21 protein-coding genes and 6 tRNA genes are annotated in these 25541 nt (G+C 43.9%); 4 read left to right on the forward strand and 23 right to left on the reverse strand.

From position 1 onward, the window contains the following. Positions 1-2 precede the first annotated feature (2 nt). On the reverse strand, positions 3-2198 hold the full coding sequence (locus H580_RS0118205) for a RelA/SpoT family protein (RefSeq protein WP_028596061.1): 2196 nt from the start codon (positions 2196-2198) through the stop codon (positions 3-5). Positions 2199-2490: 292 nt separating this feature from the next. Here H580_RS0118205 and uraA point away from each other — a divergent pair, with 292 nt between their 5' ends. Next, a complete protein-coding gene (uraA, locus tag H580_RS0118210) occupies positions 2491-3768 on the forward strand; it encodes a uracil permease (protein WP_028596062.1) in 1278 nt (425 codons plus the stop codon). A gap of 106 nt (positions 3769-3874) precedes the next feature. Here the strand turns inward: uraA and H580_RS0118215 are convergent, their stop codons facing one another. From H580_RS0118215 to H580_RS0118235, 5 genes are all read right to left on the reverse strand, one after another. Further along, on the reverse strand, positions 3875-4387 hold the full coding sequence (locus H580_RS0118215) for an adenine phosphoribosyltransferase (RefSeq protein ID WP_028596063.1): 513 nt from the start codon (positions 4385-4387) through the stop codon (positions 3875-3877). Positions 4388-4498: 111 nt separating this feature from the next. Next, a complete protein-coding gene (recJ, locus tag H580_RS0118220) occupies positions 4499-6898 on the reverse strand; it encodes a single-stranded-DNA-specific exonuclease RecJ (RefSeq protein ID WP_028596064.1) in 2400 nt (799 codons plus the stop codon). Between the two features lie 186 nt (positions 6899-7084). Next, complete coding sequence (gene secF, locus H580_RS25985) at positions 7085-7999, reverse strand: protein translocase subunit SecF (RefSeq protein WP_028596065.1); 915 nt, start codon at positions 7997-7999, stop codon at positions 7085-7087. Beyond that, positions 7989-9269: a protein translocase subunit SecD gene (secD, locus tag H580_RS25990; RefSeq protein ID WP_028596066.1), complete on the reverse strand. Its 1281-nt coding sequence runs from the start codon at positions 9267-9269 to the stop codon at positions 7989-7991. The genes secF and secD overlap by 11 nt, the downstream gene beginning before the upstream one ends. A 106-nt stretch (positions 9270-9375) precedes the next feature. Then, on the reverse strand, positions 9376-9642 hold the full coding sequence (locus tag H580_RS0118235) for a post-transcriptional regulator (protein WP_051217533.1): 267 nt from the start codon (positions 9640-9642) through the stop codon (positions 9376-9378). 201 nt (positions 9643-9843) lie between these two features. On the opposite strand from H580_RS0118235, the gene spoVB reads away from it, so the two are divergent. Further along, positions 9844-11430, forward strand: coding sequence for a stage V sporulation protein B (gene spoVB / locus H580_RS0118240; protein ID WP_028596068.1), 1587 nt, complete (start codon positions 9844-9846; stop codon positions 11428-11430). Between the two features lie 26 nt (positions 11431-11456). Here the strand turns inward: spoVB and H580_RS0118245 are convergent, their stop codons facing one another. Continuing rightward, positions 11457-12275 (reverse strand): DUF421 domain-containing protein, encoded by an 819-nt coding sequence (locus tag H580_RS0118245; RefSeq protein ID WP_051217554.1) that lies wholly within the window; start codon positions 12273-12275, stop codon positions 11457-11459. A gap of 171 nt (positions 12276-12446) precedes the next feature. Next, on the reverse strand, positions 12447-13754 hold the full coding sequence (locus H580_RS0118250; protein WP_028596070.1) for an ArsB/NhaD family transporter: 1308 nt from the start codon (positions 13752-13754) through the stop codon (positions 12447-12449). 120 nt (positions 13755-13874) lie between these two features. On the opposite strand from H580_RS0118250, the gene H580_RS0118255 reads away from it, so the two are divergent. Both H580_RS0118255 and H580_RS0118260 read left to right on the forward strand, forming a co-directional pair. After that, positions 13875-14279, forward strand: coding sequence for a TIGR04086 family membrane protein (locus tag H580_RS0118255; protein ID WP_028596071.1), 405 nt, complete (start codon positions 13875-13877; stop codon positions 14277-14279). An 89-nt stretch (positions 14280-14368) separates the two neighbouring features. Next, positions 14369-15217, forward strand: a complete 849-nt coding sequence (locus tag H580_RS0118260; protein WP_028596072.1) for a phosphatase PAP2 family protein — start codon at positions 14369-14371, stop codon at positions 15215-15217. A 62-nt stretch (positions 15218-15279) separates the two neighbouring features. On the opposite strand, the gene yajC is transcribed toward H580_RS0118260, so the two are convergent. The 15 genes from yajC to H580_RS0118335 all read right to left on the reverse strand — a co-directional run bounded on the left by yajC (position 15280) and on the right by H580_RS0118335 (position 25541). Beyond that, positions 15280-15606 carry a preprotein translocase subunit YajC gene (gene yajC, locus H580_RS0118265; protein ID WP_028596073.1) on the reverse strand — a complete coding sequence of 109 codons (327 nt, stop codon included), beginning with the start codon at positions 15604-15606 and terminating at the stop codon, positions 15280-15282. An 81-nt stretch (positions 15607-15687) separates the two neighbouring features. Further along, positions 15688-16824 (reverse strand): tRNA guanosine(34) transglycosylase Tgt, encoded by a 1137-nt coding sequence (gene tgt / locus H580_RS0118270; protein WP_028596074.1) that lies wholly within the window; start codon positions 16822-16824, stop codon positions 15688-15690. A gap of 41 nt (positions 16825-16865) precedes the next feature. Then, positions 16866-17897, reverse strand: coding sequence for a tRNA preQ1(34) S-adenosylmethionine ribosyltransferase-isomerase QueA (queA, locus tag H580_RS0118275; RefSeq protein WP_028596075.1), 1032 nt, complete (start codon positions 17895-17897; stop codon positions 16866-16868). Positions 17898-17908: 11 nt separating this feature from the next. After that, a complete protein-coding gene (locus H580_RS0118280; RefSeq protein WP_028596076.1) occupies positions 17909-20056 on the reverse strand; it encodes a SpoIID/LytB domain-containing protein in 2148 nt (715 codons plus the stop codon). 80 nt (positions 20057-20136) lie between these two features. Further along, the gene (gene ruvB / locus H580_RS0118285; RefSeq protein ID WP_028596077.1) at positions 20137-21144 is read right to left on the reverse strand and encodes a Holliday junction branch migration DNA helicase RuvB; all 1008 of its coding nucleotides are present in this window, start codon (positions 21142-21144) and stop codon (positions 20137-20139) included. A gap of 34 nt (positions 21145-21178) precedes the next feature. Continuing rightward, positions 21179-21802, reverse strand: coding sequence for a Holliday junction branch migration protein RuvA (ruvA, locus tag H580_RS0118290; RefSeq protein WP_028596078.1), 624 nt, complete (start codon positions 21800-21802; stop codon positions 21179-21181). Then, entirely contained in the window at positions 21799-22302 is a 504-nt protein-coding gene (gene ruvC, locus H580_RS0118295; RefSeq protein WP_028596079.1) for a crossover junction endodeoxyribonuclease RuvC, read from the reverse strand. Before ruvC ends, ruvA begins: the two co-directional genes overlap by 4 nt. Positions 22303-22411: 109 nt before the next feature. Beyond that, positions 22412-23581, reverse strand: a complete 1170-nt coding sequence (locus tag H580_RS0118300) for a cation:proton antiporter (protein WP_028596080.1) — start codon at positions 23579-23581, stop codon at positions 22412-22414. 202 nt (positions 23582-23783) lie between these two features. Further along, on the reverse strand, positions 23784-24536 hold the full coding sequence (locus H580_RS0118305) for a BofC C-terminal domain-containing protein (protein ID WP_028596081.1): 753 nt from the start codon (positions 24534-24536) through the stop codon (positions 23784-23786). A gap of 130 nt (positions 24537-24666) precedes the next feature. Continuing rightward, a tRNA-Pro gene (locus H580_RS0118310) sits at positions 24667-24743 on the reverse strand. 10 nt (positions 24744-24753) lie between these two features. Beyond that, a tRNA-Leu gene (locus H580_RS0118315) sits at positions 24754-24836 on the reverse strand. 14 nt (positions 24837-24850) lie between these two features. Beyond that, a tRNA-Arg gene (locus H580_RS0118320) sits at positions 24851-24927 on the reverse strand. Positions 24928-24933: 6 nt separating this feature from the next. Then, positions 24934-25008: transfer RNA gene (locus tag H580_RS0118325), tRNA-Gly, on the reverse strand. A 377-nt stretch (positions 25009-25385) separates the two neighbouring features. Further along, positions 25386-25461: transfer RNA gene (locus tag H580_RS0118330), tRNA-Lys, on the reverse strand. 5 nt (positions 25462-25466) lie between these two features. Next, positions 25467-25541, reverse strand: a tRNA-Glu gene (locus H580_RS0118335).

The following is a 25541-nucleotide window of genomic DNA, read 5'->3' on the forward strand; positions in this document are numbered from 1 at the left end:
CTCTAGTTCATTATCCGTTGCACGGTATAAACGTCTTTAACGCGCTTAATCTTCTCTACAACAGACTGTAAATGCTCCGTATTGCGAATCAATACCGTCATATGAATCATAGCCAGCTTGTTCTTGTCAGAACGGCCTGATACAGCCGCAATGTTTGTCTTACTCTCGGATACTATTTGCAGCACCTCGTTCAAGAAGCCACGACGATCCATACCTGTAATTTCGATATCGACGCTGTAATTTGCTTCAATGGATTCTTCCCATTCCACTGCAATGATACGAGCTGCTTCCTCCCCCTCCATCTCTTTGCGAAGGTTTAGACAATCTGTTCGGTGAACGGATACGCCACGGCCTCGTGTAACATAGCCGACGATGTCATCTCCAGGAACAGGGTTGCAGCAGCGCGCAAAGCGAATCAGCATATTATCTACGCCTTTAACACGAACACCGTTCGTCGGTCTCGGCTTCCTTTCCGATTCCCGCCTCACTTCTTTCACGTCTTTGCTCAGTTCGATCTGAGCTGCTTCTTCCGCTTCCTTGCGCAGCTTCTCCGTGAGCTTCGTGCATACTTGCGCAGCCGTCAAACCGCTAAAGCCAACTGCGGACAGCATATCTTCCGTGTCGTTAAAATTAAACTTTTTAGCTGCTTCCAACAACTTTTCTTCGTTCATCCACACTTGGGAATCCAACGACATACGCTTCAGCTCACGCTCAATGAGATCGCGACCTTTTTGTACGTTTTCTTCCCGCTTTTCTTTCTTGAACCACTGCTTAATTTTGGTCCGCGCATGAGAGGATTGCGCAATCTTGATCCAGTCTGCACTTGGTCCATAAGAATGTTTGGACGTCAAAATTTCAATAATATCGCCTGTCTTAAGCTTATGGTCAAGTGGAACGATACGTCCATTTACCTTAGCGCCTATTGTACGGTTACCTACCTCCGTATGAATGCGATAAGCAAAATCAAGCGGCACAGAACCACTAGGCAGCTCGATGACTTCACCTTTAGGCGTAAATACGAAAACAAGGTCAGAGAAAAAGTCCATCTTCAATGTTTCAACGAATTCGCTTGCATCCTTCGTTTCTTGCTGAAGATCAAGGATTTCACGCAGGAATGTCATCTTCTCTTCAAAACTGCCCCCTACAGAAAGTGCAGCATTGCTTCCGCTTCCTTCCTTGTATGCCCAGTGAGCCGCGATACCGTATTCAGCTGTACGATGCATGTCCCATGTACGAATTTGAACTTCAGTCGGCTCCCCAGTCGGGCCAACTACAGTCGTATGCAGGGATTGGTACATATTTGCCTTTGGCATGGCAATATAGTCTTTAAACCTGCCTGGCATAGGCTTCCATAAAGTATGGATAATACCTAGCGTAGCATAGCAATCTTTAATATTGTCTACTAAGATTCGAATCGCAAGCAAATCATAAATTTCATTGAACTGCTTGTTTCTCATCGACATTTTCTTATACACACTATAAATGTGCTTCGGTCGCCCAGACAGATCCGCTTCGATTCCCATCTCATTTAGCTTTTCTTTAATCCGCACGATAACATCTTCGATGTACTGCTCACGCTCAGCACGCTTTTTATGCATTAAGTTAGCAATACGATAATACTGCTGCGGATTCAAGTAGCGAAGTGCAATGTCCTCCATCTCCCACTTGATTGCGGAAATACCAAGACGATGTGCAATCGGACAAAAAATCTCCATTGTCTCATAAGCAATACGACGCTGGCTCTCCTCCGATTGGAACTTCAACGTACGCATATTATGAAGGCGGTCTGCTAGTTTGATTACAATGACTCGGATGTCATTGGCCATCGCGACGAACATTTTGCGATAATTCTCGTTCTGCTGCTCTTCCTTAGAACGGAATTGAATCCGCTCCAGCTTCGTCAGACCGTCAACGAGCATTGCACAAGTCTCACCAAATTGTTCACGAATTTCATCAAGCGATACAGACGTATCCTCAACGACATCATGAAGCAGCGCAGCCACAACAGAAGTAGGATCCATCTGCATGCCTACGACAATATCCGCTACCGCGATCGGATGTAAAATATAAGGTTCTCCTGATTTACGCACCTGCCCGTGATGTGCCCGATCCGCAAATTCATACGCTTCACGAATTCGTTTCAAATCCGGTTCTTTCATATAGGCAGAAGCCTTATTCATTAAATGGTCGATGCCCATAGGACTCGTCTCGATTCCTTTCTATCCGGGTCACTTAGTTAACCCAGCCCTGTTTACAGATTATCCTATAATTATGCCTTTGAACCGTAGTGACGTCAATGGTCAACCACAGTTGAACCTCATCCTTTTTGTCAAACAATGTCGAAATATGAGCTAGTATATGGAAAAATAGAAGTGGGTGTTATATTTTTTGACATGAACTTGCAAAATATACTTGCTTTCTACACCCCCTGCGATGTAAATTATATAGTTAGAATTTATCAATGAACGTTATTAAAGGAGTGCATAGGCATTGCAACGCGAAATCCAAGTGTTGGATAAACCACCATTACTACCAGGACTTATGCTTAGTTTGCAGCATTTGTTCGCCATGTTCGGATCGACCATCCTCGTACCAAATTTATTCAACGTCGACCCAGGCATCGTTCTACTTATGAATGGCCTTGGCACTTTGCTTTACCTTATTCTTTGCCGCGGACTTATTCCCGCTTATCTCGGCTCCAGCTTTGCCTTTATTGCTCCAGTAACCATCGTATTAGCTGGACACGCCGAGAACTACTCTAAAGCACTTGGTGCCTTTATCGTATGCGGCCTTGTATTTGTTGTTGTCGCTCTAATCGTAAAATGGATCGGCACACGCTGGTTAGACGTATTATTCCCTCCCGCAGCAATGGGAGCTATCGTAGCGGTTATTGGTCTAGAGTTGATTCCGGTAGCAGCAGGTATGTCTGACTTTATTCCAGGTCAAGATGGAGTCATTGATCCTGCGAACGTGAAATTAGCACTTCTTACATTAGGTGTTACGGTTATTGGTACGGTTATGTTCCGCGGTTTCCTCAAGATCATTCCAGTCCTCATCGGAATTATTACAGGTTATGTAGCTGCTTACTTTATGGGTGTAATCAATATGGATAGTGTTGCGAATGCGCCCCTTTTCAAATTGCCGACGTTCACATATCCAGAGTTCGATATGACAGCCATCCTCATCGTATTGCCTGCGGCACTTGTCGTAATCGTTGAACATGTAGGGCATCTCATGGTTACAAGTAATATTGTAGGCAGTGACCTATCCAAGAAACCAGGACTTCATCGTTCTTTGCTTGGTAACGGTATATCGACCATTATTTCTGGATTTCTCGGTTCAACACCGAATACAACATACGGCGAAAATATCGGTGTTATGGCGTTAACACGCGTATATTCTGTCTATGTTATCGGAGGGGCAGCGGTTATTGCAATCGCGATGTCATTCCTAGGTAAGGTCTCCGCGCTTATCGCTAACATTCCTGTAGCTGTTATGGGCGGCGTATCATTGCTGTTATTCGGTATCATCGCTGCATCAGGTTTCCGAATTTTGATTGAATCTAAAGTTAACCTCGGGAATCCAAAAGACATGCTGCTTACAACACTCGTTATTGTCATCGGAATTAGCCATGCACAACTGAAGATTGGGGATGTCGAGCTAAAAGGAATGGCATTGGCGACAGTACTCGCAATCGTATTGAATCTATTTTTCATCATCATTGAAAAGCTCGGACTATCGAATGACAAGGAACCAACTTCGCATTAATCCTTGCTTCATCAAAAAGAACCTTCGACCCACTTGTTTGTGGATTGAAGGTTCTTTTGTTTATCATTTCATTCAACGCAAAGCAGCGCCAAACGTATAATTTCGATTAATAAGTAACAAGGGAGTGAACGTCAACACCATTAAGCTTCTCACGGCCATCCAAGTAGCCAAGCTCGATAAGGAATGCTGCTCCCACAACTACTCCGCCCAATTGCTCAATCATTTGAATTGTAGCTGCAATAGTGCCGCCTGTTGCCAATAAATCATCAGCAATTAGTACTTTTTGACCTGGTTGAATCGAGTCGCGGTGAATGGCAAGCTTGTCCTTACCGTATTCTTTACCATAGTCCGCTTCCACTGTATTGCCAGGAAGCTTACCGCTCTTACGGATCGGCACAAAGCCTTTACCCATCATAAGAGCAAGTGGAGCACCGATAACGAAACCACGAGCTTCTGGACCCGCGATCAAGTCGATCTCTTTATCTTCTACCATTTTTTGAATGGATTCAATCGCCTCGCGATAAACATCACCGTCTTTTAGCAATGTTGTAATGTCTTTGAAGCGAATGCCCGGCTCTGGAAAGTCCGGAATAACACGAATATACTCTTTGAAATCCACGAGAGTTCCTCCTTGACGGTTAATCAGTAAGCTGATTAATCAAATATACATAATCATAATAACAATAACCTCAGCTATTTCGTAGAGGGATTTCATTTAACCCTATCTATTTCACGCAGTTGACACCTGTTGAGACTTATTACTGCCCCAAAGCGACAATAACCGTTCTGCCAACTGCTCAGAGGCTGCTTCATTCCATAATGACTCCCAGCGACTTATCGTATCCCATCGCTTGTAATGCTCGGAGGATTCCAATGACGTCTTCTGCGGCTTCTCCACAATTTCGTAAGTACCACCCGTTGCATGCTCGCTGAACGTAACGAAACCTAACTCTGCGAATACGTTCATCAAGTACTCCCACTCACGCGGAGATAGACCCGACTTGTGAGCTAACGATATTCGTGTACCTTCATCATTCAGCCATGATCCTAACTGTTTGCAAGCAGCAAAGGCAGGAATGATTCGTTCACGGGCAGGTGGTCTAATCCCCTTCTCAAAAGGCTGACGATTCAATATAACATGAATTCGTTCTACATGCGAGAAGCGCTGTGCCCATTGCTCCCAGACGGACTGATCATCAGGAATTGAGCTGATCACAAGATCGCGTATTGCCTTATCCTCTTGATTAGGCTGACCATTAACCATGCTAGTCCATCTTACAAAGGTTTCCCCTGCATAAACAGTCGCCTCTTCAGGCGTTGTTAGCCATGCAACAGGACCACGCCCTAAAGATTCAAGCTTGCGTGCCAGCTCTACCGCTGCCACAACAGGTTCTTTTGTACCCCTAAGATCAATAAGTTGGACATGATTAATACGAATATCTTTCAGCATTAATTGTGGACGGCGCGAACCATTCCATTCATTAATAGACAATTCACCCAATACATCCACTTGAGCAAGCGGTGAAATAATATCTGATAACTCTCCTCGCTGAAAAGCCACCGCATCCAATGTAGCACGGTCTTGCGATAACATCAACTTTAAATGTTGGCCTTCTTTTCCCATCGTACGCTTATCTTGTATAGAAGCATCACGAATAACGATTCGAGGCTGTGGATTTCCCATGCCAAATGGCTCTAAACGGCCTAACTCGTCTATTACTTGAAGAGGCACATCCTTCAGCGTACATACTGCATCAACATCCGTACACGGAACAAAATGCTCAGGCGTAAGCTGCGATTGCGCAATAACCTGCATCTTCTGTTCTAGCTCAGGTAGCTTATTAATAGCTATTGTCATCCCCGCAGCTGCATGGTGACCGCCATAATGTTCAAAAAGATCTGCACAATCCGTCATCGCTCCGTACAAATCAAAACCGTCAATGGAACGAGCTGAACCTTTACAAAGTCCTTTTTCGGAATCAATTCCTAAAATAAACGTAGGACGATAATAACGATCTACCAACTTAGATGCAACGATCCCAATAACACCAACATTCCATTCTTCATTTGCCAAAACGATAACAGAAGGAACTTCCCCGCCATTTGCCTCGATTTTAGCTGCCATCTGCTTCTCAGCTTCCTTGACAGTTACGTCAACAATCTTTTGGCGTTCTTTGTTCAAACTATCCAGCTCTTCTGCCAAAACTTTTGCTTCTGCCAAGTCATCTGCGATAAGCAATTTAACTGCCAAATCAGCGTGAGCCAAGCGACCACTAGCATTAATGCGAGGCGCCATCGAAAACGCAATATTTGTAGCTACAAGCTGATTACGATCAACCCCGCCTATGTCCAACAACGCTTGAATGCCCGGATAGATCGTTCGTTTCATTCGTTGTAATGCTTCACGAACAATGATACGATTTTCGCCTACCAATGGCATTAAATCTGCAACTGTACCAATAGCAGCAATCTCCAACAAATGCTCTGGCGCTTTGCCTAATAAAGCATGTGCGAGTTTAAAGGCAACACCGACGCCCGCCAATCCTTTGAATGGATACGGGCATGTCGGAAGCTTAGGGTTTACTAATGCATAGGCTTCTGGCAGCAATGCAGGCGGTTCATGATGATCGGTAACGACAACATCAATACCAAGCTGCTTCGCATAAGCGATCTGATCCACAGCACTTACACCAGTATCGACCGTTACAATTAAGCTCACACCCTGATTTTTGGCTAAATCGAGTGCAGCATTGTTTAAACCATACCCTTCATTCGCTCGGTGCGGAATATAATAGTCAAAATGAGCTCCTAACTCTCTCATGACAAAAACCATAAGAGATGTGCTGGAAACACCATCTGCATCATAGTCCCCGTATATGCGAATATGCTCCTTCTGTTCTACCGCTCGATGAATCCGCTCTACCGCTTCCTTCATTCCAGCTAACAGATAAGGATCATGAACAGCCTCTAAATTATCATAAAGGAAACTGTGAATACCGTCTCCATCTTCGATGCCTCGAACGATTAGCAGCTTGGCTAAAAGCGGAGAAATCCCTGCTTCGACAGCTAGCTGTTCAGCTCTTTGTTCTGACACTTCTGCACAGCGCCAACGAGTTCGTGATTGAAGCATACCATTCTCCTTTAACATTCATTTGCAGTTAACCTCGATGTTAACTTGCGCCTCATTTAACACATCTGAGCCGCGTCTAGGTAGACGCGGCTCAGCTACAGATGGAAGCTTTCATGAACAGACCGACACAGCATTCTACCTGTGCTCAGTGTGTGCATCAAGCACCAAAACTATCACATATATTGATTATACTTCTTGCGGCTTGCGATTGTTAGGCTTTTTGTCGCCTGCACGTTCGCGAAGCACAACCCATAATGGGCTAGCAATAAAGATTGAAGAGTAGGCACCGAATGCCAAACCGATTACGATTGCAAGCGAGAACATACGAATCGACTCACTACCGAAGATAAGTAGACATAATGCCGTAACAAGAACAGTAAGCATCGTATTAATCGTACGTGTTAGCGTCTGGTTCACACTTGAGTTAACTAGTTTGTCCAAATCGCTGCGATTACGAAGTTTCGCAAAACGAAGGTTCTCACGAATACGGTCAAAGATAACGATCGTATCATTAATAGAGAAACCGATGATCGTTAATACCGCAATAATAAACGGAAGGTTAACCTCTAAGTTGAAAATGGAGAACACGCTAATAACCATAAACGCATCATGCAGCAAAGCAACGATCGCTGCAATCGCGAATCTCCATTCAAAGCGAATACTTACGTAAATGATAATACCTATTGAGGCAATCAATACGGAGTAAATCGCGTTACGCTGAAGTTCACGAGCGATTTCCACATCCACAATATTTACTTCAATAGAAGAGCCAGGAGAAAGTTTTTCAATATCTTTCTTCAACTGAGCCTCTTCAGTATCAGCTAGAACCTCGGTGAATCGGATAGCCATACGCTCACTACCCTCTGTAATAACAGGGGGCTTCTCAAGTTTATAGCCAGCCAAAGCTTGTTCCATTTGCTGCTTACTGATTGGTTGCTTCAAGGTGATATCGACATTGGTTCCTGAGCTGAAGTCAACCCCGTAGTTCAATCCGCGGAACGCTAAAGTTCCAACACCAAGAAGTGTAATGACGATCGAAAAGATGAAGAAGTATTTACTTACCTTCATGAAATCGAAATTGTAACTAGTCTTAAAGTTCACGGATTTCACTCTCCTTCACACCAAAGTAAGACGGCTTGTTGAGCTTATTGCTTCTCACAAGCAGCTGCAAGAATATGCGGGAGAGGAATACATTTGTGAAAATACTTATAACAACAGTAAGCATCATAATAAACGCAAAGCCTTTAACTTGGCTTTCGCCCAGAGCGTACATAACTCCACCAGCAATGATCGTAGTTACGTTTGCATCAAGAATAGTACGGAACGAGCTCTTGGAACCCGCTTTAACTGCAGAAGAAACGGATTTCCCTGCACGCATTTCTTCACGAATACGCTCGTACGTAATAATGTTCGCATCCACAGCCATACCAAGACCCAATACGAATGCCGCAATACCCGGCAAAGTAAGCGTCGTGTCTGACAACCAGAATACAACGAAATGAAGCCAAATAAATAGAATCAAGGAGAAGCTAGCAATAATACCAGGCAAACGGTAGTAAATTAACATAAAGAGCAATACCAATACCGTACCAATGACACCTGCTTTGATCGTTTGATTCAATGAAAGCTGTCCTAGGGAAGCGGATACGCTCTGCGTGTACTTCTCTGTCAACTTGAGCGGCAAAGAACCTAGGTTAATCGTGTCTTTAAGCTCATTTGCTTCTTCCTGACTTCCTTGTCCTGTAATCGTAGCCTCAGTACCTGTGATCGGGAATTGTACACTTGGTGCTGAGATCAATTTCTCATCCATAAAAATAGCTAATTGATTGCGTGCTTGTGTCGGATCTGGATTAGCTAGTTTAGAAAGCCTTGTCGTAATTTCTCCGAACTTCTGACCATCTTTTAGTTTAATTGCGACAACAGGTCTTCTCAACTCATCAGAAATGACCGAAGCGCCGCCTTCAACAAAATCCGTTCCTTTTAATTCAACTTTACAATAATCCGTTGGGCTTTTACATCCATCGGAGCTGCGGAACGTGAGGACAGCTGGACTTTTCAGTTTCTTACGAACGGTTTCCTCGTCCTGAACGTCTGCCAATTTAACACGTATACGGTTAGAACCTTCCGTCGTTATTTCTGGCTCACTTGTTCCTGTTGCATTAATACGTTTCTCCAAGCTTTTAGCGGTCTGTACGAGCGCATCTGGAGTCACCTGTCCACCTGGTTCAAGAGGTGAAGCTTCATATAAAATTTCGAAGCCACCCTTCAAATCTAGGCCTAGGTGAATCTTGTTGAGGATCGTAGGGCTCGTCCAAATAATAATACCAAGCGATACGACCACGATGAACAAGAACGTCATCACCCTTTTCATATCGTCCCCATTCCCCTTTCATGTTCAATATTCCTATTATATCGACGGTCAAAAAACGAGTCAATTTTTCATTAATCGCCTTAGTCACCGCAAAAAAAGCCTCACCTTATGAAAAGGGAGACCCTTTATAGGCAGCCATCGTTGCATAGTTCATAAACTGTGTCGTCCTAAGCGACAAAATATCGTTCACGATACGATGAAGCGCAGGCTCTTCTGCTTCTTTTTTGTATCGTGCACTCACACATTCCCATATGTCCTTATCCGTCACATGCTCATAACCTAGCAAATGAAATTCTTCTGCTTTGCTCTGACAGAGAAGCTCGATATCTTGATCTAAGATGCTACTGATCCGCCCTTCCAAAACTTGATCCATAACGAAAGCCTCTCCTTCTTTTCCTTCTTTTCCTTCTTCAATTCATCACTGCCATTGTAAATTCGCGCTAAACCGGTCATGTTCCTGCTTGCCATCGTTAATTGAAACAAAAAAAGCCTGCACATGTCCAATCGGACAACTGCATACATATGAATACAACAAATATGTTGTACAAGTCTGCCCTTAAGCGAGGGATTGAAAATGAAAAAGCAAACCTTCATCCAAGGAACACTCATCTTATTTGCAGCAGGTTTATTAAATCGAATACTTGGCTTCATTCCCCGCATTACACTACCTCGTATCATTGGGGCAGAGGGGGTTGGCCTTTATCAGCTCGGGTATCCATTTCTCCTCGTTATGCTAACCATTATAACAGGTGGCGTTCCACTTGCGGTTGCAAAATTAGTAGCTGAGGCAGATTCAGTTGGGAATCAACAGCGTGTCCGTAACATAGTGCGTGCAGCATTATGGATGACAAGCTCTGTTGCTGTTGTCCTAACAGTTACCTGCTTACTGTTATCATCGTGGATTACAACACATGTACTGACAGATAGCCGTGTCTATTACACCTTCCTCTTTATGACGCCAAATATTATGATTATTGCGGTTGCCTCTGTACTGAGGGGCTACTTTCAGGGCAAACAAAATATGATACCGACGGCTGCATCTCAAGTAACCGAAACGATTGTTCGAATTGTAACCGTCATTGGAGGCGCGTATTTGCTGCTCCCATATGGGCTGGAATGGGCGGCTGCTGGGGCAATGCTTGGGGTCGTTGTAGGTGAACTGAGTGGCTTGTTAGTGCTTGTGCTGCAGTGGCGTCGTCACCATAAGAAAAAGGATAATAACACCGACTCTATAGTCAAAGACATTCCCTATACACAACCTATGGAACCAGAGCGTCCCGCTTGGCGCAGCCTCGTACGAATCGCCATTCCTGTAACAGGTGGCAAGCTAATTGGCTCTTTATCCTACTTGCTGGAATCGATTACGATTGCACGCAGTCTTGCTGCTGCCGGAATTGTAACTGCAGTGGCTACGGCTCAATACGGTGCTTTACAAGGCATGATCATTCCTATTTTGCTGCTGCCAGGTGCATTAACCTATTCTTTGTCCGTATCATTAGTCCCCTCTTTATCCGAAGCTTACGGACGAAAAGATATGGTCACCATTCATATACGCATGCATCAAGCAATCCGCTTAGCTTTAGTGAGCGGTGCTCCCTTTGCCGTCGTTATGTATATACTGGCATTGCCGCTGTGCAGTGTACTCTATGACGACATTTCAGTAGCACCCATGCTGCAGTGGATGGCTCCGGTAGCTATTTTTATATACTTGCAAGCCCCTTTGCAAGCTGCATTACAAGCACTTGATCGACCTGGAACAGCACTCATGAACACTTTTGTAGGTGCAATTGTGAAGTTAGGACTCATTATCCAGCTCGCATCAATGCCCCATCTTGGCATTCAGGGCGCTGTCATCGCTATTAATGTTAATATAATGATCGTCACACTCCTTCACGGATGGAGCCTTATTCGAACGTTTAAAATAAAAATTCCGTGGATCGACTTTGCTAAAGTTGGCGTGGCAATGATTATTATCGCTGGTGCCATTCAAGCAACGTATCAACATTTTCCACTGACCAACTCTGTATTTATTCGCTTAAGTGCAGCATGCCTTGTAGGACTATGCCTCTATGTTGCTTTGCTTATTATGATGAAACTTATCGATCGAAACGACATAACCCGCCTGCCCCTTATTGGACGTTTTCTTTCTAGTCGTACCTAACGGCGACGGGCCTCATAGGAAATACGTTAACGTGAAGGTTTAGGATCCATTTTGTCTACAAAAATGCGTCCCCGATGATCGATAGAACAAAAGAACACATCTTTAAATTCGTGAGCTCCTTTTTGCTGGATTTGATTTTTCAACCAAAATCGTGTCTTCTCGATCTTTTCTAGATTAGAATCCATCACACGACCATCCATAATAAGCGGCAAAGGAAGCGATGTAAACTTAATGCGATCCGGATGCTTTAACACAGGTTGGTCCTTTTCATGCATCGTGCTGCTTGTGTTCATGTTAAATGCGATCTCCGCACTCATTTCATTATCTGTATTTTTTTGTGACATGCTGGTACTTGCCTGCGTGCCAGAACGAGCGCTGCTCTCCTCATCATCATTGGAGGCCAAGACTTGTTCACCGCCGGTACTACCAGCATGTTCTTTTAGGAACACGGTTAATTTCCCTGTTGGCTCCAAAATAGCGAACTGAACGTCTTGAACACTGTCTATCCCCTGCTCTCTAAGCTGAAGCATTAAATCGTCCAAATTGTAGCGTTGTTTACGCATTTCCTCGCGGTTAAGCTGTCCTTGATTAATAATAAAGCTCGGATTCCCATCAAAGAAACAGCGTATCCGTCTATTTTTCATAGCCAGTAAAGCTAAACCGATTTGGATCAGGACGAGTACCGCCATCGGCACTAAACATTCCCAAATAGGCTTATGGGCATCCTCAATACCAAATACAGCAATTTCAGCAATCATAATCGAAATCACTAAGTCGAAAATAGACAGCTTTCCAATTTCCCGCTTCCCCATTAACCTCATAACACTAAAAACAGCAAAATACATCAATATTGTACGGAAAACAAGTGTACCAAATACCAATGAGATACCTCCTCACAGCCTTAATCCGATATCTAGAAAGGAGAGAGCTTCTTCAACAGGTATTCTCACCGTAGCCATCCCTTAACATACGAATCAAATTCATGAAAAGTTTACCCATCCAACTACTGCCACGTATTAGCCAACAAGCAGAAGCAAATATACAGTCGCAATAAGAAGAGACAGCAACGTAATCGGTGCTCCTATTTTTAAAAACTCCCAGTAGCTGAATCCCTTGCCTTCCCGCTTTGCCATTCCCGATACAATTACGTTCGCCGATGCTCCTAGCACCGTTCCATTCCCACCTAGACATGCGCCTAATGCTAACGCCCACCACAGCACATTCGTTTCATTAGGATCGGTCACTCCCATTTGCACCCCTACATCTTGAATTAGAGGTATCATCGTAGCTACAAACGGAATATTATCAATTGTTGCGGAAGCAATTCCTGATACCCATAACACAAACATCGTAGTGTTCAACATATCCCCTTTCGTTACATCAAGAGTCAGCCTCGCAAGTTGTTCGATGATACCGACTTCCACCAAGCCTCCAACAAGAATAAATAAGCCGATAAAGAAAAATATCGTCACCCACTCCACATGACTGAACGCTTCTTCAATTTCCCTTTCGGATTGCGTACATAGCAATATAGCTGCCCCAGCTAAAGCAATGACAGATGGCTCGATGTGTACAACAGAATGCAGCGCAAATCCAATAATCGTCATGACAAGGACAGACACAGATTTCATAACTAGCCGTTTATTTGTAATATAATCCTCTGCGGATAGTTTCATCAGCGCTTCCTTTTGCTTCTCCCCTACTTGCAACTGCTTCCGATATAAAAGAACAAGTACAAGCATTACAACAACCATAATAACAATCGTTACAGGCGCTAAATATTGCAAAAACATATTAAACGTTAAATGTTTATTAGCTGATCCAATCATAATATTAGGCGGATCTCCAATCATCGTTGCTGTTCCACCGATATTGGCACTAATAATTTCTGCAATAAGATATGGCACTGGATTGATTTGCAAAATACGTGTAATAGAGAACGTAATCGGCACCATTAACAACACAGTTGTTACATTATCCAAAAATGCCGATCCAAGAGCTGTTAACGACGACATAATAATGAGGATACGTATCGGTCTTCCTTGTGCTTGCTGTGCGGCCTTTACTGCTGCATATTGAAAAATCCCACTCTTGTTTGTAATGTTTACAAGTATCATCATACCGATTAACAAGAAAATGGTGTTCCATTCCACATGCCTCGTAAAGGCGAGTTCAGCTGGAACAATATGCAAAATCAACATGACAGCAGCACCCAATAATGCGATCACAGCACGGTTCATTTTCTCCGTAATGATAATGGAATAGGTGAATAAAAATACAATGATCGCAGCAGTCACCTGCCACGATTGATCCATATGTTCCATCTTGTCTTCCCCTTTTCTAGGTAAGTGTGAATTCGTATGATGTGATCGCTATATCTTTGTACTATTTCCTATAGCTTGCCCATACGATGATACAAACAGAATGTCAGAGGGAGGATTTTTATGAACGCAATGCAGCGCTTTAGCTCAGGTAAGTTAAGCCATCCGTTATTAGCTGGGATCGGCTATGCTCTTTTATGGCTGGCCATTGGTGCTCTAGCCCTTTCTATCTTGTTAGTTGCCACCTCTACGCAAGAAGACAACCTGACCAAGTACAGCTACTTTGTCCACGGCTTTGCTTTACTTATCGGTGGTTGGACATCAGGGAAACGCAGTGGGAGAAAAGGCTGGTACTACGGAGGACTCACAGGCATACTATACGCATTGCTTGTGTTTATCATTGGTTTTCTAGCATTAGATATGCAATGGGATGCGATGAAATGGATTGCGTTAGCAGCATCATTTGGCTTATCTGCACTAGGTGGTATATTCGGGGTTAATGTAAGCAAAGACAGTAAATCCAAGTAATGGGAGTCGTACTTGGTGTGTTCCTATTCTCGGTATGATATACTATGGGAGGCTCATACATTATTTCGTACTAGAATTAGGGGGATACTATGGTACTTTTTGAATCGATGCAGACGGTCGCTATCTGGTCCGTTGTATTCATTCTATTGCTTGCATGGATTGGATCTGGCAAGCAGCCGATCTACATCATTCGTTCATTTGTCAAACTTATTATTCATTCACGGCCATTTCTTATCGCCTTTGTTTCATTTATGTTACTTCTTGTCATTAATAAATATCAGTTAGATTTAGAAGCAATGATGTCTATTTCTTGGGACTTCACTCCCTTGATTTATCAAATAGAAGGCCAGTTTGTCTATCATTTGCAGCAGTTTTTTGAGCATCCTGCTTTAACGCCTATACTTGCTTTTTTCTATTTAGTTATATTCCAAGCGATTATTATCGCTTCTATAGGAGTCTATGCCGCTCGCGGACTTACTTCGTTCGCGGTCGCTATCTGTTACGCTATTACCTTTAACTATATTATTGCGTTGCCTTTTTATTTCTGGGTTCCAGTTGATGAAGTATGGTCTTATGCACCTTCGGGCGTATCTTTTCTTATGCTGGATACTTTCCCGACGTTTGAAGAGAACTACCGGGCATTTTCAGGACTCGACAATTGCTTCCCGAGCTTGCATACATCCATTTCTGCTACAGTCGCAATCGTAGCCTGGCGCTCAGGCATTCGCAGATGGATATGGATTGCTTGCCCAAGTGCCGTTATCATTATTTTCTCCATCTTCTATCTCGGCATCCACTGGGTATCGGACATGTTCGCAGGACTTGCGCTTGCCGCAGCATGCAGCTGGATTGGGTTTAAACTTGCGGGTATTTCCACGTCCCGCTCCAATGCTACAATTAGCATAGAGCAGCAAGCTAGCCGCTCCTTAGCTGATTAATTGGAATAATAAAAAGAACCTTCTAATCCACCAAGTGGAATAGAAGGTTCTTTTGTCATCTACTAAGCTTTAGCAGCTTCTTCAGTAGAACCTGTAGAGATAACATGGCTGATTGCATTGCGATCAAATGTCATCTTCGTAACATCATTTACACGAATCACAACAATATCGTCAGTGATTTCGAGGATATGCCCGTGAAGGCCACCGATCGTTACAATTTTATCGCCTTTTTTCAATGCACCAAGCATCGCATTACGCGTTTTTTGCTTTTTCTGTTGCGGACGAATCAACAAGAAATAAAAGACCGCGAACATCGCACCGAATGAAAGCACCATTCCCCAAATGGAACCGCCAGCAGCAGGAGCTGCAGCTAAAAGAAGTTCATTCATGATAAAATCCCCTTTTCATTTTAAATCTATGTACGGACCCCTGATCACTGCATCAGCAACCAGGACCTTCCACGCAACCAATTAGAAGCCGCTCTCATTATTGGCCATGCCATAATTTTCGAAGAACTCATCACGGAAATCTCTTAGTCGATCTTCGCGAATTGCTTCTCTTACTTGAGCCATCATATTCAATAGGAAATGCAAATTATGATAAGTCGTCAAACGAAGACCAAATGTCTCGTCAGACTTAATCAAGTGACGCAAATAGGCTCTAGAATAGTTTTTACACGTGTAGCAACTGCAATTTGGATCAAGCGGTCCAAAGTCGCGCTGATACTTCGCATTACGAACAACGAGTCTTCCTTGGCTTGTCATGGTTGTACCATTACGAGCAATTCGCGTAGGCAATACACAGTCAAACATATCTACTCCACGCATCGCACCTTCGATAAGCGCATCTGGTGACCCTACCCCCATCAAATAGCGAGGCTTGTTCGTTGGTAGCAATGGCATTGTCGTATCAAGCGCCTCGTACATCAAATGTTTCGGCTCCCCGACACTCAGTCCACCAATAGCATACCCCGGGAAATCCATAGAAGTCAAATCCATTGCACTTTGCTTGCGCAAGTCCGCATACATACCACCCTGTACAATAGCAAACAACGCTTGATCATGAGGTCGAGCATGACTTTCAAGACAACGCTCTGCCCAACGAGTCGTACGCTCTAAGGAATGCTTAACGTAGGCATGGTCCGCTGGGTAAGGTGCACATTCATCAAATGCCATCATAATATCAGGCCCAAGCGCATTCTGAATTTCCATCGCCTTCTCAGGTGAAAGGAACAGCTTGTCCCCGTTCAAGTGAGAACGGAAATGAACTCCCTCTTCTTCAATCTTACGCATATCACTCAAGCTAAATACCTGGAAACCGCCACTATCTGTTAGAATCGCACGATCCCAGTTCATAAACTTGTGCAGGCCGCCCGCTTCACGAATAATCTCATGACCCGGACGTAACCATAGATGGTACGTATTACTTAAAATAATACGCGCCTCCATCTCTTTTAAGTCCTCTGGGCTCATTGTTTTTACGGTTGCAAGTGTTCCTACTGGCATAAATATCGGTGTCTCAAATGACCCATGCGGCGTATGAACACGTCCAAGGCGCGCACCAGTTTGCTTACATGTTTTAATTAATTCATAAGTAACAGCTGCCATTAGATCTGATCATCCTAACTATTATCGAATTTCAACTATAATTATTTATAAATGAACATTGCATCTCCGAAGCTGAAGAATCGATACTGTTCTTTAATCGCTTCTTCATAAGCCTTAAGAATGCATTCTCTACCTGCTAGGGCACTTACTAACATCACAAGTGTAGACTTAGGCAAATGGAAGTTCGTTAACAACGCATCTACAAGTTGGAACTCGTAACCCGGATAAATAAAAATATCGGTCCAGCCGCTGCACGCTTGCAGCTCTTGGTTCGAATGCTGTTGTGCAGCTGTCTCCAATGTACGTGCTGATGTCGTACCTACAGCGACAACACGTCCGCCTTGCTGCTTCGTCTCACGTATAAGCGCTGCCGTTTCTCCAGAAACCTCATAGTACTCAGCATGCATCACATGGTCTTCTGTTCGTTCCGCACTCATTGGACGAAATGTTCCCAATCCCACATGCAGCGTTACATAAGCGATTCGCACACCTTGCTGTTGGATCTCATCTAAGAGCTCGGTAGTAAAGTGAAGACCAGCCGTTGGTGCCGCTGCCGAACCCTCATGCTTCGCATATACCGTCTGATAACGCTCTCGATCCGAAAGCTGTTCTTTAATGTAAGGCGGAAGAGGCATTTCCCCCAACCGATCTAGAATTTCTTGAAAAATGCCTTCATACTCAAAACGCAGTACACGTGCTCCCATATCGCGCTCTTCTGTAACGACAGCTTTCAGCTCATCTCCGAATTGAACAACTGCACCCAGCTTCATTCGCTTCGCTGGCTTTACAAGTGCTTCCCAGCAATTATCTTGCTCTTGCTTCAGCAGCAGCACTTCAACCTTAGCCCCCGTATCCGGCTTTACGCCGAATAAACGAGCAGGAATGACACGCGTATTATTAAGTACAAGCAAGTCGCCTGGCTTTAAATACTGTGTAATTTCTGCGAACGAATGATGCTCCAGCTCACAGCCATTACGGTTCAAGGTTAGGAGCCTAGAAGCAGTACGATCGAGCAGGGGTGTTTGTGCGATTAAGTTCTCTGGCAAATGAAAATCAAATAAGTCCACATTCATAATTGTCCGTCCTATCGTGTCACTAACTCAACATTATTATAGTAGTATTTCAGAATTTGCTCATAGTCATACCCTTTATCAGCAAGCCCTTTGGAACCCCATTGGGACATCCCGACACCATGCCCGAATCCTTTACCATGGAAGAAGAACAATGGTTCTTCAGAAATAACTGATGCTTTTCCGCCACCATCCAATACGATAGTGTTCTTGGATAAAGGCATAGCCCCTTCTCCCGTTCCACTAACTGCGTACTGTCCATTAATTCCGTGTACCGTAGATGTTTTGCCGTCAGCTCCCGTTACTTTAAATACACTAGTCATTTCAATATCAAAAAGTGTACTCGGGAGACTGCCAAATACGGTGCGGAACTGGTCAGGATATTTTACTTCGAGCGGCACACCGTTAGCGTGAATTTCCATAGCTCGTCCAGACGGACCGCGTTTAACTACTTCCAATTCAGTTAAAGACCCTTTCCAAGTTACCTTAGAAACTTTACGAATCATCTCTGTAAGTTGAGCACTTGTATATGGGCCCCGTACCCAAGTATACTCGTTAGATTCAGCTACTGTATCTAATATAACAAGTTGAGTTCCTTTATTAATTGTAGCCACGGGCTTTACACTCGATTGAATCGTTGGATTCGGCCGAACGTTCGTGCCATTTTCTACTGCAACTGCTATTTCTAAGCTACCAAGCTCCTTCTGTGGAAGCTTATTTACGGTATCTTCTCTTACGTAACCAACTTTACCATTTGGCATTGCTACGTAATACCATGACTTCAAGCCCTTTTGCGCAACATGATCAGGACTTTCTACTGCATGGAAATAACCGTAGTTACCACCCCATACTTCCGAGGGATGAGCCGTCATTCCGCCTGCATTAGAGTTGAAGATTGCTTCAATCAGCTTGCCATTATACATAAGCACTTCACCTGCTGTTGCCTCTACTGCTGCCTGAATCGATGGCTTTTCTTTATCAATACCATAGTAAGCTTGACTTAACGTTGTATCTACTACGTTAGCGATCTCAAACTTGCCATTTTGATAGAGCGCGAAAGTGCGTGCTGCTACAGCTTGTGCCTTTAAGGCTTCAGCTGGCCACGTATGGTACACTTCGCCACCCACTACCGAAACGAGATATTGCTCTAAAGGCAGCTCATTTACCAAAGCAAGTTCGTTATTATGCTTGCTAACTTCCATTAGCCCACGGTATGTACGTCCAAAACGCTCTGTAACTTTGGTCGTCCCTCCGTTAGCAGGCTCGATCATCCATTTGCCATCCCCGTAAACGTGAGATCGTTGTATCACCTGCTTACCATTAAGCTCGGTTGCATGGATAAGTGCAGCAGTCGCTTGAGGAATCGTTGCCTTTATAGAAAGCTTCTGTTCAATTCCAGCCTTGATGCTGGATAATTGTGCTTCTGTTGCCGTTTGTCCTACCCATACAGCAGTATGAAGTGTACCTGCACTTTGAATGGTTGTTACATACGCATCAAATTGCTGGTCCAGTAATTTTTGTTGCACCGCGGCTGCCTGCTCATACGTAGCATATGTACCCGTTTGTACATAGTTAGGGCCAACTGTACTAGGGACATTTCCTTGCAGCAATGTCTTAAGGCTTGCATCCGCTTGCAAGCGTGCAGTTGCTTTAGCTGCTTCTGCTTCAGTTGCATAGCCGCCAGCGTATACAGCATAATGGTTAGCACCCTGCCTTTTAAATTCTAGCATATAAGCCTTGTTGCTTTGCTTTACTTTGGCCAGCGCACGTTCTGCTCCCGCCAGATCCTTCGTCTCCATCACTTTGACTCGATACTGATCAAGTGCAAATTTAGCAGATGACGTATTAAGGCTAGTTGTCGAAGCTGCACCACGCATGGATGCCGTTAAGTTTGTCGTCGTTGTTAACGTTACAGCGTCCGTCCGACCAGGAGACTTACTGCCCAAGTTCGCAAACAGTGCTACACGAATGGCTTCATCCTGCTGCTTCTTATCATCTAGAACAGGTTGCTCGACTGCCACCTTGTTTCTATCCGTTGCTTTTGCTCCTGCTGCATAGCTAGTCCCTGTTTCCAATACAGGGACAGCTACTCCATTCCATAGCAATGCACTTGCAACAACTGCTGATACAGCAGCACGTGCAAGCTTCTTCCGTACTTTCATGCTAGTTAATCATCCTTCCCCAAGTCTCCCATGACTTTACCTTCTTTTTTCAATCTTACAACTACGATTGTATTCATCCATTACGATCGATTATCTGGCATTGGAATGCCTAGATGCGCATACGCTTGCGGCGTAGCAATACGCCCTCTCGGTGTCCGTTGCAAAAATCCGATCTGCAGCAAATAGGGCTCATAAACGTCTTCAATCGTTTGACTTTCTTCCCCAATCGTTGCTGCGATTGTGTCCAGACCAACAGGTCCACCACGGAACTGCATAATCATGGAACGCAGCATCTTATGATCAATCTGATCCAAGCCCACCGGGTCTACTTGAATCATCTCTAATGCCTCGCACGCCAGCGACTCGGTAATCATGCCATCGCCTTTTACCTGAGCGAAATCTCGCACCCGCTTCAACAAACGATTCGCAATACGCGGTGTTCCCCTAGAACGGACGGCAAGCTCACGAGCAGCTTGCCCCATAATCTCAACACCAAGAATATCAGCAGCTCTTGAAATAATGAAGCTAAGCTCGTCTGTCGTGTAATACTCTAATCGGCTAACGACACCAAACCGATCACGCAATGGCGCTGACAATAAACCAGCACGAGTAGTGGCACCAATCAGCGTAAACTTTGGCAAATCCAAGCGAACCGAACGTGCGCTAGGTCCCTTACCTATAATAATATCAAGCGCGTAATCTTCCATCGCAGGATAAAGCACCTCTTCAACCGTGCGATGCAAACGATGGATTTCGTCAATGAAGAGTACGTCCCCTTCTTGTAAATTGGTGAGAATAGCCGCCAAGTCTCCTGGGCGCTCAATAGCTGGTCCTGAAGTCGTTCGTATGTTCACACCAAGCTCATTTGCAATAATCGTTGACAGCGTCGTCTTACCAAGTCCAGGAGGTCCATACAACAATACATGATCCAAAGCTTCCTTACGCATTTTTGCTGCTTCGATGTATATTTTAAGATTTTCCTTTACTTGGCTCTGCCCAATATATTCTGCTAAGTAACGCGGTCTAAGGCTGAGCTCCACCGCCTGATCTTCCATCATAAAGTTGGCCGAAATAATACGATCGTCCATCATGTACCGCCTCTCCTGCCATTAACCATCTTTATTACACTACTAACAATTCTTTTAGTGCTTTCTTCATTAATGAATCCACAGCTTCATCCGCATGAATACGATGTTTCAGCTGTTCCCATGCTCGATCAAGCTCAACATCTCTATAGCCCAGAGCTTTCAAAGCTTCACGAGCCTCACCCCATGATGGGTGCACATCTCCATCCAAGATCACTGGTGCATCCTCAAATAGTCCTTGCCCAGACGTGAAGTCTAGACCAATATGATCAAGTTTGTCCTTCAAGTCAAGTACAATGCGTTGAGCCGTCTTCTTCCCTATGCCCGGCAGTTTCGTTAAGAAAGTTACATTTTCTTGTTGAATAGCCATTACAAGTGCCTCTGGACGACTGCCTGCCAATATGCCTATCGCAACTTTAGGGCCAACACCATTTACCTCGATTAACTTACGAAACAAACGCTGTTCTTCCCTTGATGAGAAACCAAATAGAAGCATAGCATCTTCACGTACATGATGATGCGTGTAAACCGTTACTTCTCCATCTGTTTTCCCAAATAAATAAGGATTGGGGCACAATACACGATAGCCAATACCATTTACATCAATAACTACGTAATCTGATTCCATATGGGCCACTGGGCCGCGAACATAATCTATCATCTCAATCCTGCTCCATTCAATTGTTGATAGAGGCCGCTAGAGTGGGCATGGCAAATAGCCACCGCTAGGGCATCCGCCACATCGTCAGGCTTCGGTACCGTCTTCAACTTGAGTAGAAGCCGCACCATCTCCTGAACCTGCTTCTTCTCAGCTCCACCATAACCAACTACAGCCTGTTTCACCTGCATAGGAGTATACTCTGCAATAGGAATCCCCCGCTTGGCAGCTGCCAGTATGATAACCCCTCGAGCTTGCCCAACTGTAAATGCAGTCGTTACATTGCGATTAAAGAACAGCTTCTCAATCCCCATAGCATCAGGCTTGTATTGATCAAGCAGTTTCTCTGTCGCTTCGTATACTTGAAGGAGCCGTATTTCAGGAGCTGTTGTAGACTCTGTCTGGATAGAGCCATATTGCACCGGTGTTAGACGGCTTCCGATCTTATCTATGAATCCGAATCCAACGATGGCGATACCGGGGTCAATCCCTAAAATACGCAAAAAAATCTCTCCCTTATCGACATCTGTATCATATAGCGAACATATGTGTTCAACCTATTATAACACAGATCGTAAGGGAGAGAATGCACCTTAAGTCGTTATGCAATTATTACGAAACTTCAACCACTTCATCGTTCTTAGATGGCTTGTCCTTAAATGCTATCTTCAAGAACGGTGGTGTTACCAACGTTGTCATAATAACAACAATGACAATTGGTGTGAAATACTGAATATCAAACAAGTTGCCTGCTAGCCCAGTCGTTGCAATAATAAGAGCTACTTCACCACGAGAAACCATTCCCGCACCAATACCGATTGAACTTTTGCGATCAAATCCAGTCAATCGTGCACCAAGACCACTGCCAATCAACTTCGTTAGAATTGCAATAATGGTGAAGACAATAATAAACCACATATGCTCGCCTAGGCCTTCAAATGTAACATTCAAACCTACGCTTACAAAGAATATAGGAACAAAGATCGCATACGCAATCGGCTCCAAGCGATGCTCCACTTCATGCTTGAATTTCGTTTGAGAAATAGCAATACCAGCAGCAAACGCACCGATAATGTTAGCAACCCCTAAGAAATCTGCCATATAGGAGAAGAAGAAGCAAATAATAAGCGCTGCACTAATGACGGCTTCGGATACCTTCAGCGGCGACAGCCACTTCATGACCTTCGGTACTGCGAACACACCAAGTACGAAAGCACCTACGAAGAACAGAACCTTCTTACCAATCATCAAGCCTAAAGAAGTATCTGTACCTCCGCCCAAGAAGCTAAGCATAAAGGCAAGCATAATAACGACAATTACGTCGTCAACTACTGCAGCACCTAATATGGTTGTACCTTCACGCGAACTAAGTTTATTCATATCCTTCAGCGTTTGGACAGAAATACTAACGGACGTTGCACATAGCAACAGACCGATGAACATCGCTTGAGTGTTGTCCAGACCAAACGATATCCCTCCTAGATAACCTCCAATAAACGGTAAAATAATTCCACCAATCGCTACAGCAAACGCTGATTTCCAGTTGCGTTTTAACTGATCCAGATCGGTTTCTAGCCCCGCGATAAACATCAGCAAAATTACGCCGATCTCGGCCATTTGCTTAATAAGATCGCCATCAGTAACCCATCCAAGAACGGCTGGACCAATAATAATACCAACAAGCAATTTACCTAATACACTTGGTTGTCCCAAACGTACAGTTAAGTCGCCAGCCAGCTTGGTGGATACCAAGATGATAAGTAACATGAGTAAAAGTTCCATGGTATACCATACCCCTTTCTATATATGTGATCCATAACCGACATCTTTTCTTTATCGTTTGTTAACTTCTCAGGCATTATCCATTTCTTTATTTAGCTAATACTGTTGCGTGCGTAATACCCATGAGAAACCAAATTCATCACAAAAAAAGAAGGACGTCGGTTACGGCGTCCTACTTATACTACCATATTCAATTAATACGTTAGGGCGATACCGTTGGTTTCATAACTTTTCTGGTATCTTCTACCGCAAAATCACTAAACGTAGATAACACACTAATGTATTCGTCCCTGTCACTTATACGTATCCCATTTTTAAGCTGTTTTAGCACTTGTGGAGGCAGTGCACTTTCCATAGACTCAATATCAATTTGGAAAAAGGTTCTAATGACTCGTTCTTCACTCGGAGCACCATCATATAGTGATAAGTTCCCCTCTATATCCATTCCCATTTGAGCTGAACGTTTGCACGTCTCAGACAAATCATCAATCCGCTCTACTAAAATAACTTGCTGTGCATGGTCAATAGTCGGTTCCCACCTGCTGTTCTCATCTAACAGTTCACTAACAACCTCACGTGACTGTTGTCCTAGATAGCGATCTTCAGTACCGCATATATACTGCTTCCGATGTATCACAGAAAGGTTGCCTTTGGAAGTTCCAAATAGCTGAGCTATCTGCTCCTTACGCCAATCACTTGTAGAAGTACGGTTAGAAGCATCCATAGTATTGTCTATATTCGTATCTGAAACGGATGCGAGAGTAGAAACAGACTCACTGGATAATTCACTCCACTGTTTCACTTGTTCGCTCAACATCGTACCAATTGTCAATAAACCAACAATGAATAGAATTGCTCCTAATGCCCATAACGGCCTTCTCCATCGCTTTAACTTCTTCTTTAACTGTCTCATGCGAAATGAAAACCGTGAAACAATGCGATCTCCATCAGCCATAGATGAAATCCCCTTCATTCTTCTTTTTTTCTAGTGTTGCCAAAGAAAGGGGAGATCTATACGAATTCCGTCTAATTGAAAATAAAATAGCAAAAACCGTTGGCTATTAACCAACGGTCTCTCATAATACTGGTCGGGATGACACGATTTGAACATGCGACCCCTTGGTCCCAAACCAAGTGCTCTACCAAGCTGAGCTACATCCCGAACATATTAGTGGTGCCGGTGAAAGGACTCGAACCTTCACGGTTTCCCTCACGATTTTGAGTCGCGCGCGTCTGCCAATTCCGCCACACCGGCTTATAAAGATTAAATGGCGCGCCCTAAGAGATTCGAACTCCTGACCTTTTGATTCGTAGTCAAACGCTCTATCCAGCTGAGCTAAGGGCGCATATTCTGGAGCGGACAACGGGATTCGAACCCGCGACCCTCGCCTTGGCAAGGCGATACTCTACCACTGAGCTATGTCCGCATATCTTCAAATATCTCTCGAATACTTCATCATGCTCTTTCTTTCATTGATATCGTCTTTCGAGGACATGTATTAATATATCACGTTCAATATTGAAATGCAAACTTTTTTTAGAAATAAATTAGTGGTAAAATATTCTGATTATTAGAGAGATTAAATACTCAGTAAGTTCAAATACAAGCCGATTCAAATGTTTGAGTGTCTCTTTATCTTAGTTAGGAATACAAATACCCAATCCTACTATTTTACCAGAATTCTAGTAACCGTATTGCCAAATCTAATAAATACAGGGATTTCTATAAACATTTATTTTAAAATTCCTCATATATAACAAAAAAGTCTGTACAAATTAATGTACAGACTGTCATGTAAGAAACTGGTGAGCCATGTAGGACTCGAACCTACGACACCCTGATTAAAAGTCAGGTGCTCTACCAACTGAGCTAATGGCTCTAATATGGTGACCCGTAGGGGATTCGAACCCCTGTTACCTCCGTGAAAGGGAGGTGTCTTAACCCCTTGACCAACGGGCC

The sequence above is a fragment of the Paenibacillus assamensis DSM 18201 genome, from assembly GCF_000422445.1.
Taxonomy (GTDB): domain Bacteria; phylum Bacillota; class Bacilli; order Paenibacillales; family Paenibacillaceae; genus Paenibacillus_B; species Paenibacillus_B assamensis.

Bases quoted from the DNA above. Each gene is read 5' to 3' on its own strand.
- yajC (WP_028596073.1), bottom strand. From the start codon at position 15,606: ATGAATGAACTTCTTTTAGCTGCAGCTCCTGCTGCTGGCGGTTCCATT.
- H580_RS0118245 (WP_051217554.1), bottom strand. From the start codon at position 12,275: ATGTATTTTGCTGTTTTTAGTGTTATGAGGTTAATGGGGAAGCGGGAA.
- secD (WP_028596066.1), bottom strand. From the start codon at position 9,269: ATGAAAAGGGTGATGACGTTCTTGTTCATCGTGGTCGTATCGCTTGGT.
- H580_RS0118255 (WP_028596071.1), top strand. From the start codon at position 13,875: ATGAACGCAATGCAGCGCTTTAGCTCAGGTAAGTTAAGCCATCCGTTA.
- recJ (WP_028596064.1), bottom strand. From the start codon at position 6,898: ATGCTTCAATCACGAACTCGTTGGCGCTGTGCAGAAGTGTCAGAACAA.
- ruvB (WP_028596077.1), bottom strand. From the start codon at position 21,144: ATGGACGATCGTATTATTTCGGCCAACTTTATGATGGAAGATCAGGCG.
- ruvA (WP_028596078.1), bottom strand. From the start codon at position 21,802: ATGATAGATTATGTTCGCGGCCCAGTGGCCCATATGGAATCAGATTAC.
- tgt (WP_028596074.1), bottom strand. From the start codon at position 16,824: ATGGCAGCTGTTACTTATGAATTAATTAAAACATGTAAGCAAACTGGT.
- queA (WP_028596075.1), bottom strand. From the start codon at position 17,897: ATGAATGTGGACTTATTTGATTTTCATTTGCCAGAGAACTTAATCGCA.
- H580_RS0118260 (WP_028596072.1), top strand. From the start codon at position 14,369: ATGGTACTTTTTGAATCGATGCAGACGGTCGCTATCTGGTCCGTTGTA.
- spoVB (WP_028596068.1), top strand. From the start codon at position 9,844: ATGAAAAAGCAAACCTTCATCCAAGGAACACTCATCTTATTTGCAGCA.
- H580_RS0118280 (WP_028596076.1), bottom strand. From the start codon at position 20,056: ATGAAAGTACGGAAGAAGCTTGCACGTGCTGCTGTATCAGCAGTTGTT.
- H580_RS0118235 (WP_051217533.1), bottom strand. From the start codon at position 9,642: ATGGATCAAGTTTTGGAAGGGCGGATCAGTAGCATCTTAGATCAAGAT.
- H580_RS0118250 (WP_028596070.1), bottom strand. From the start codon at position 13,754: ATGGAACATATGGATCAATCGTGGCAGGTGACTGCTGCGATCATTGTA.
- H580_RS0118300 (WP_028596080.1), bottom strand. From the start codon at position 23,581: ATGGAACTTTTACTCATGTTACTTATCATCTTGGTATCCACCAAGCTG.
- H580_RS0118205 (WP_028596061.1), bottom strand. From the start codon at position 2,198: ATGGGCATCGACCATTTAATGAATAAGGCTTCTGCCTATATGAAAGAA.
- H580_RS0118305 (WP_028596081.1), bottom strand. From the start codon at position 24,536: ATGGCTGATGGAGATCGCATTGTTTCACGGTTTTCATTTCGCATGAGA.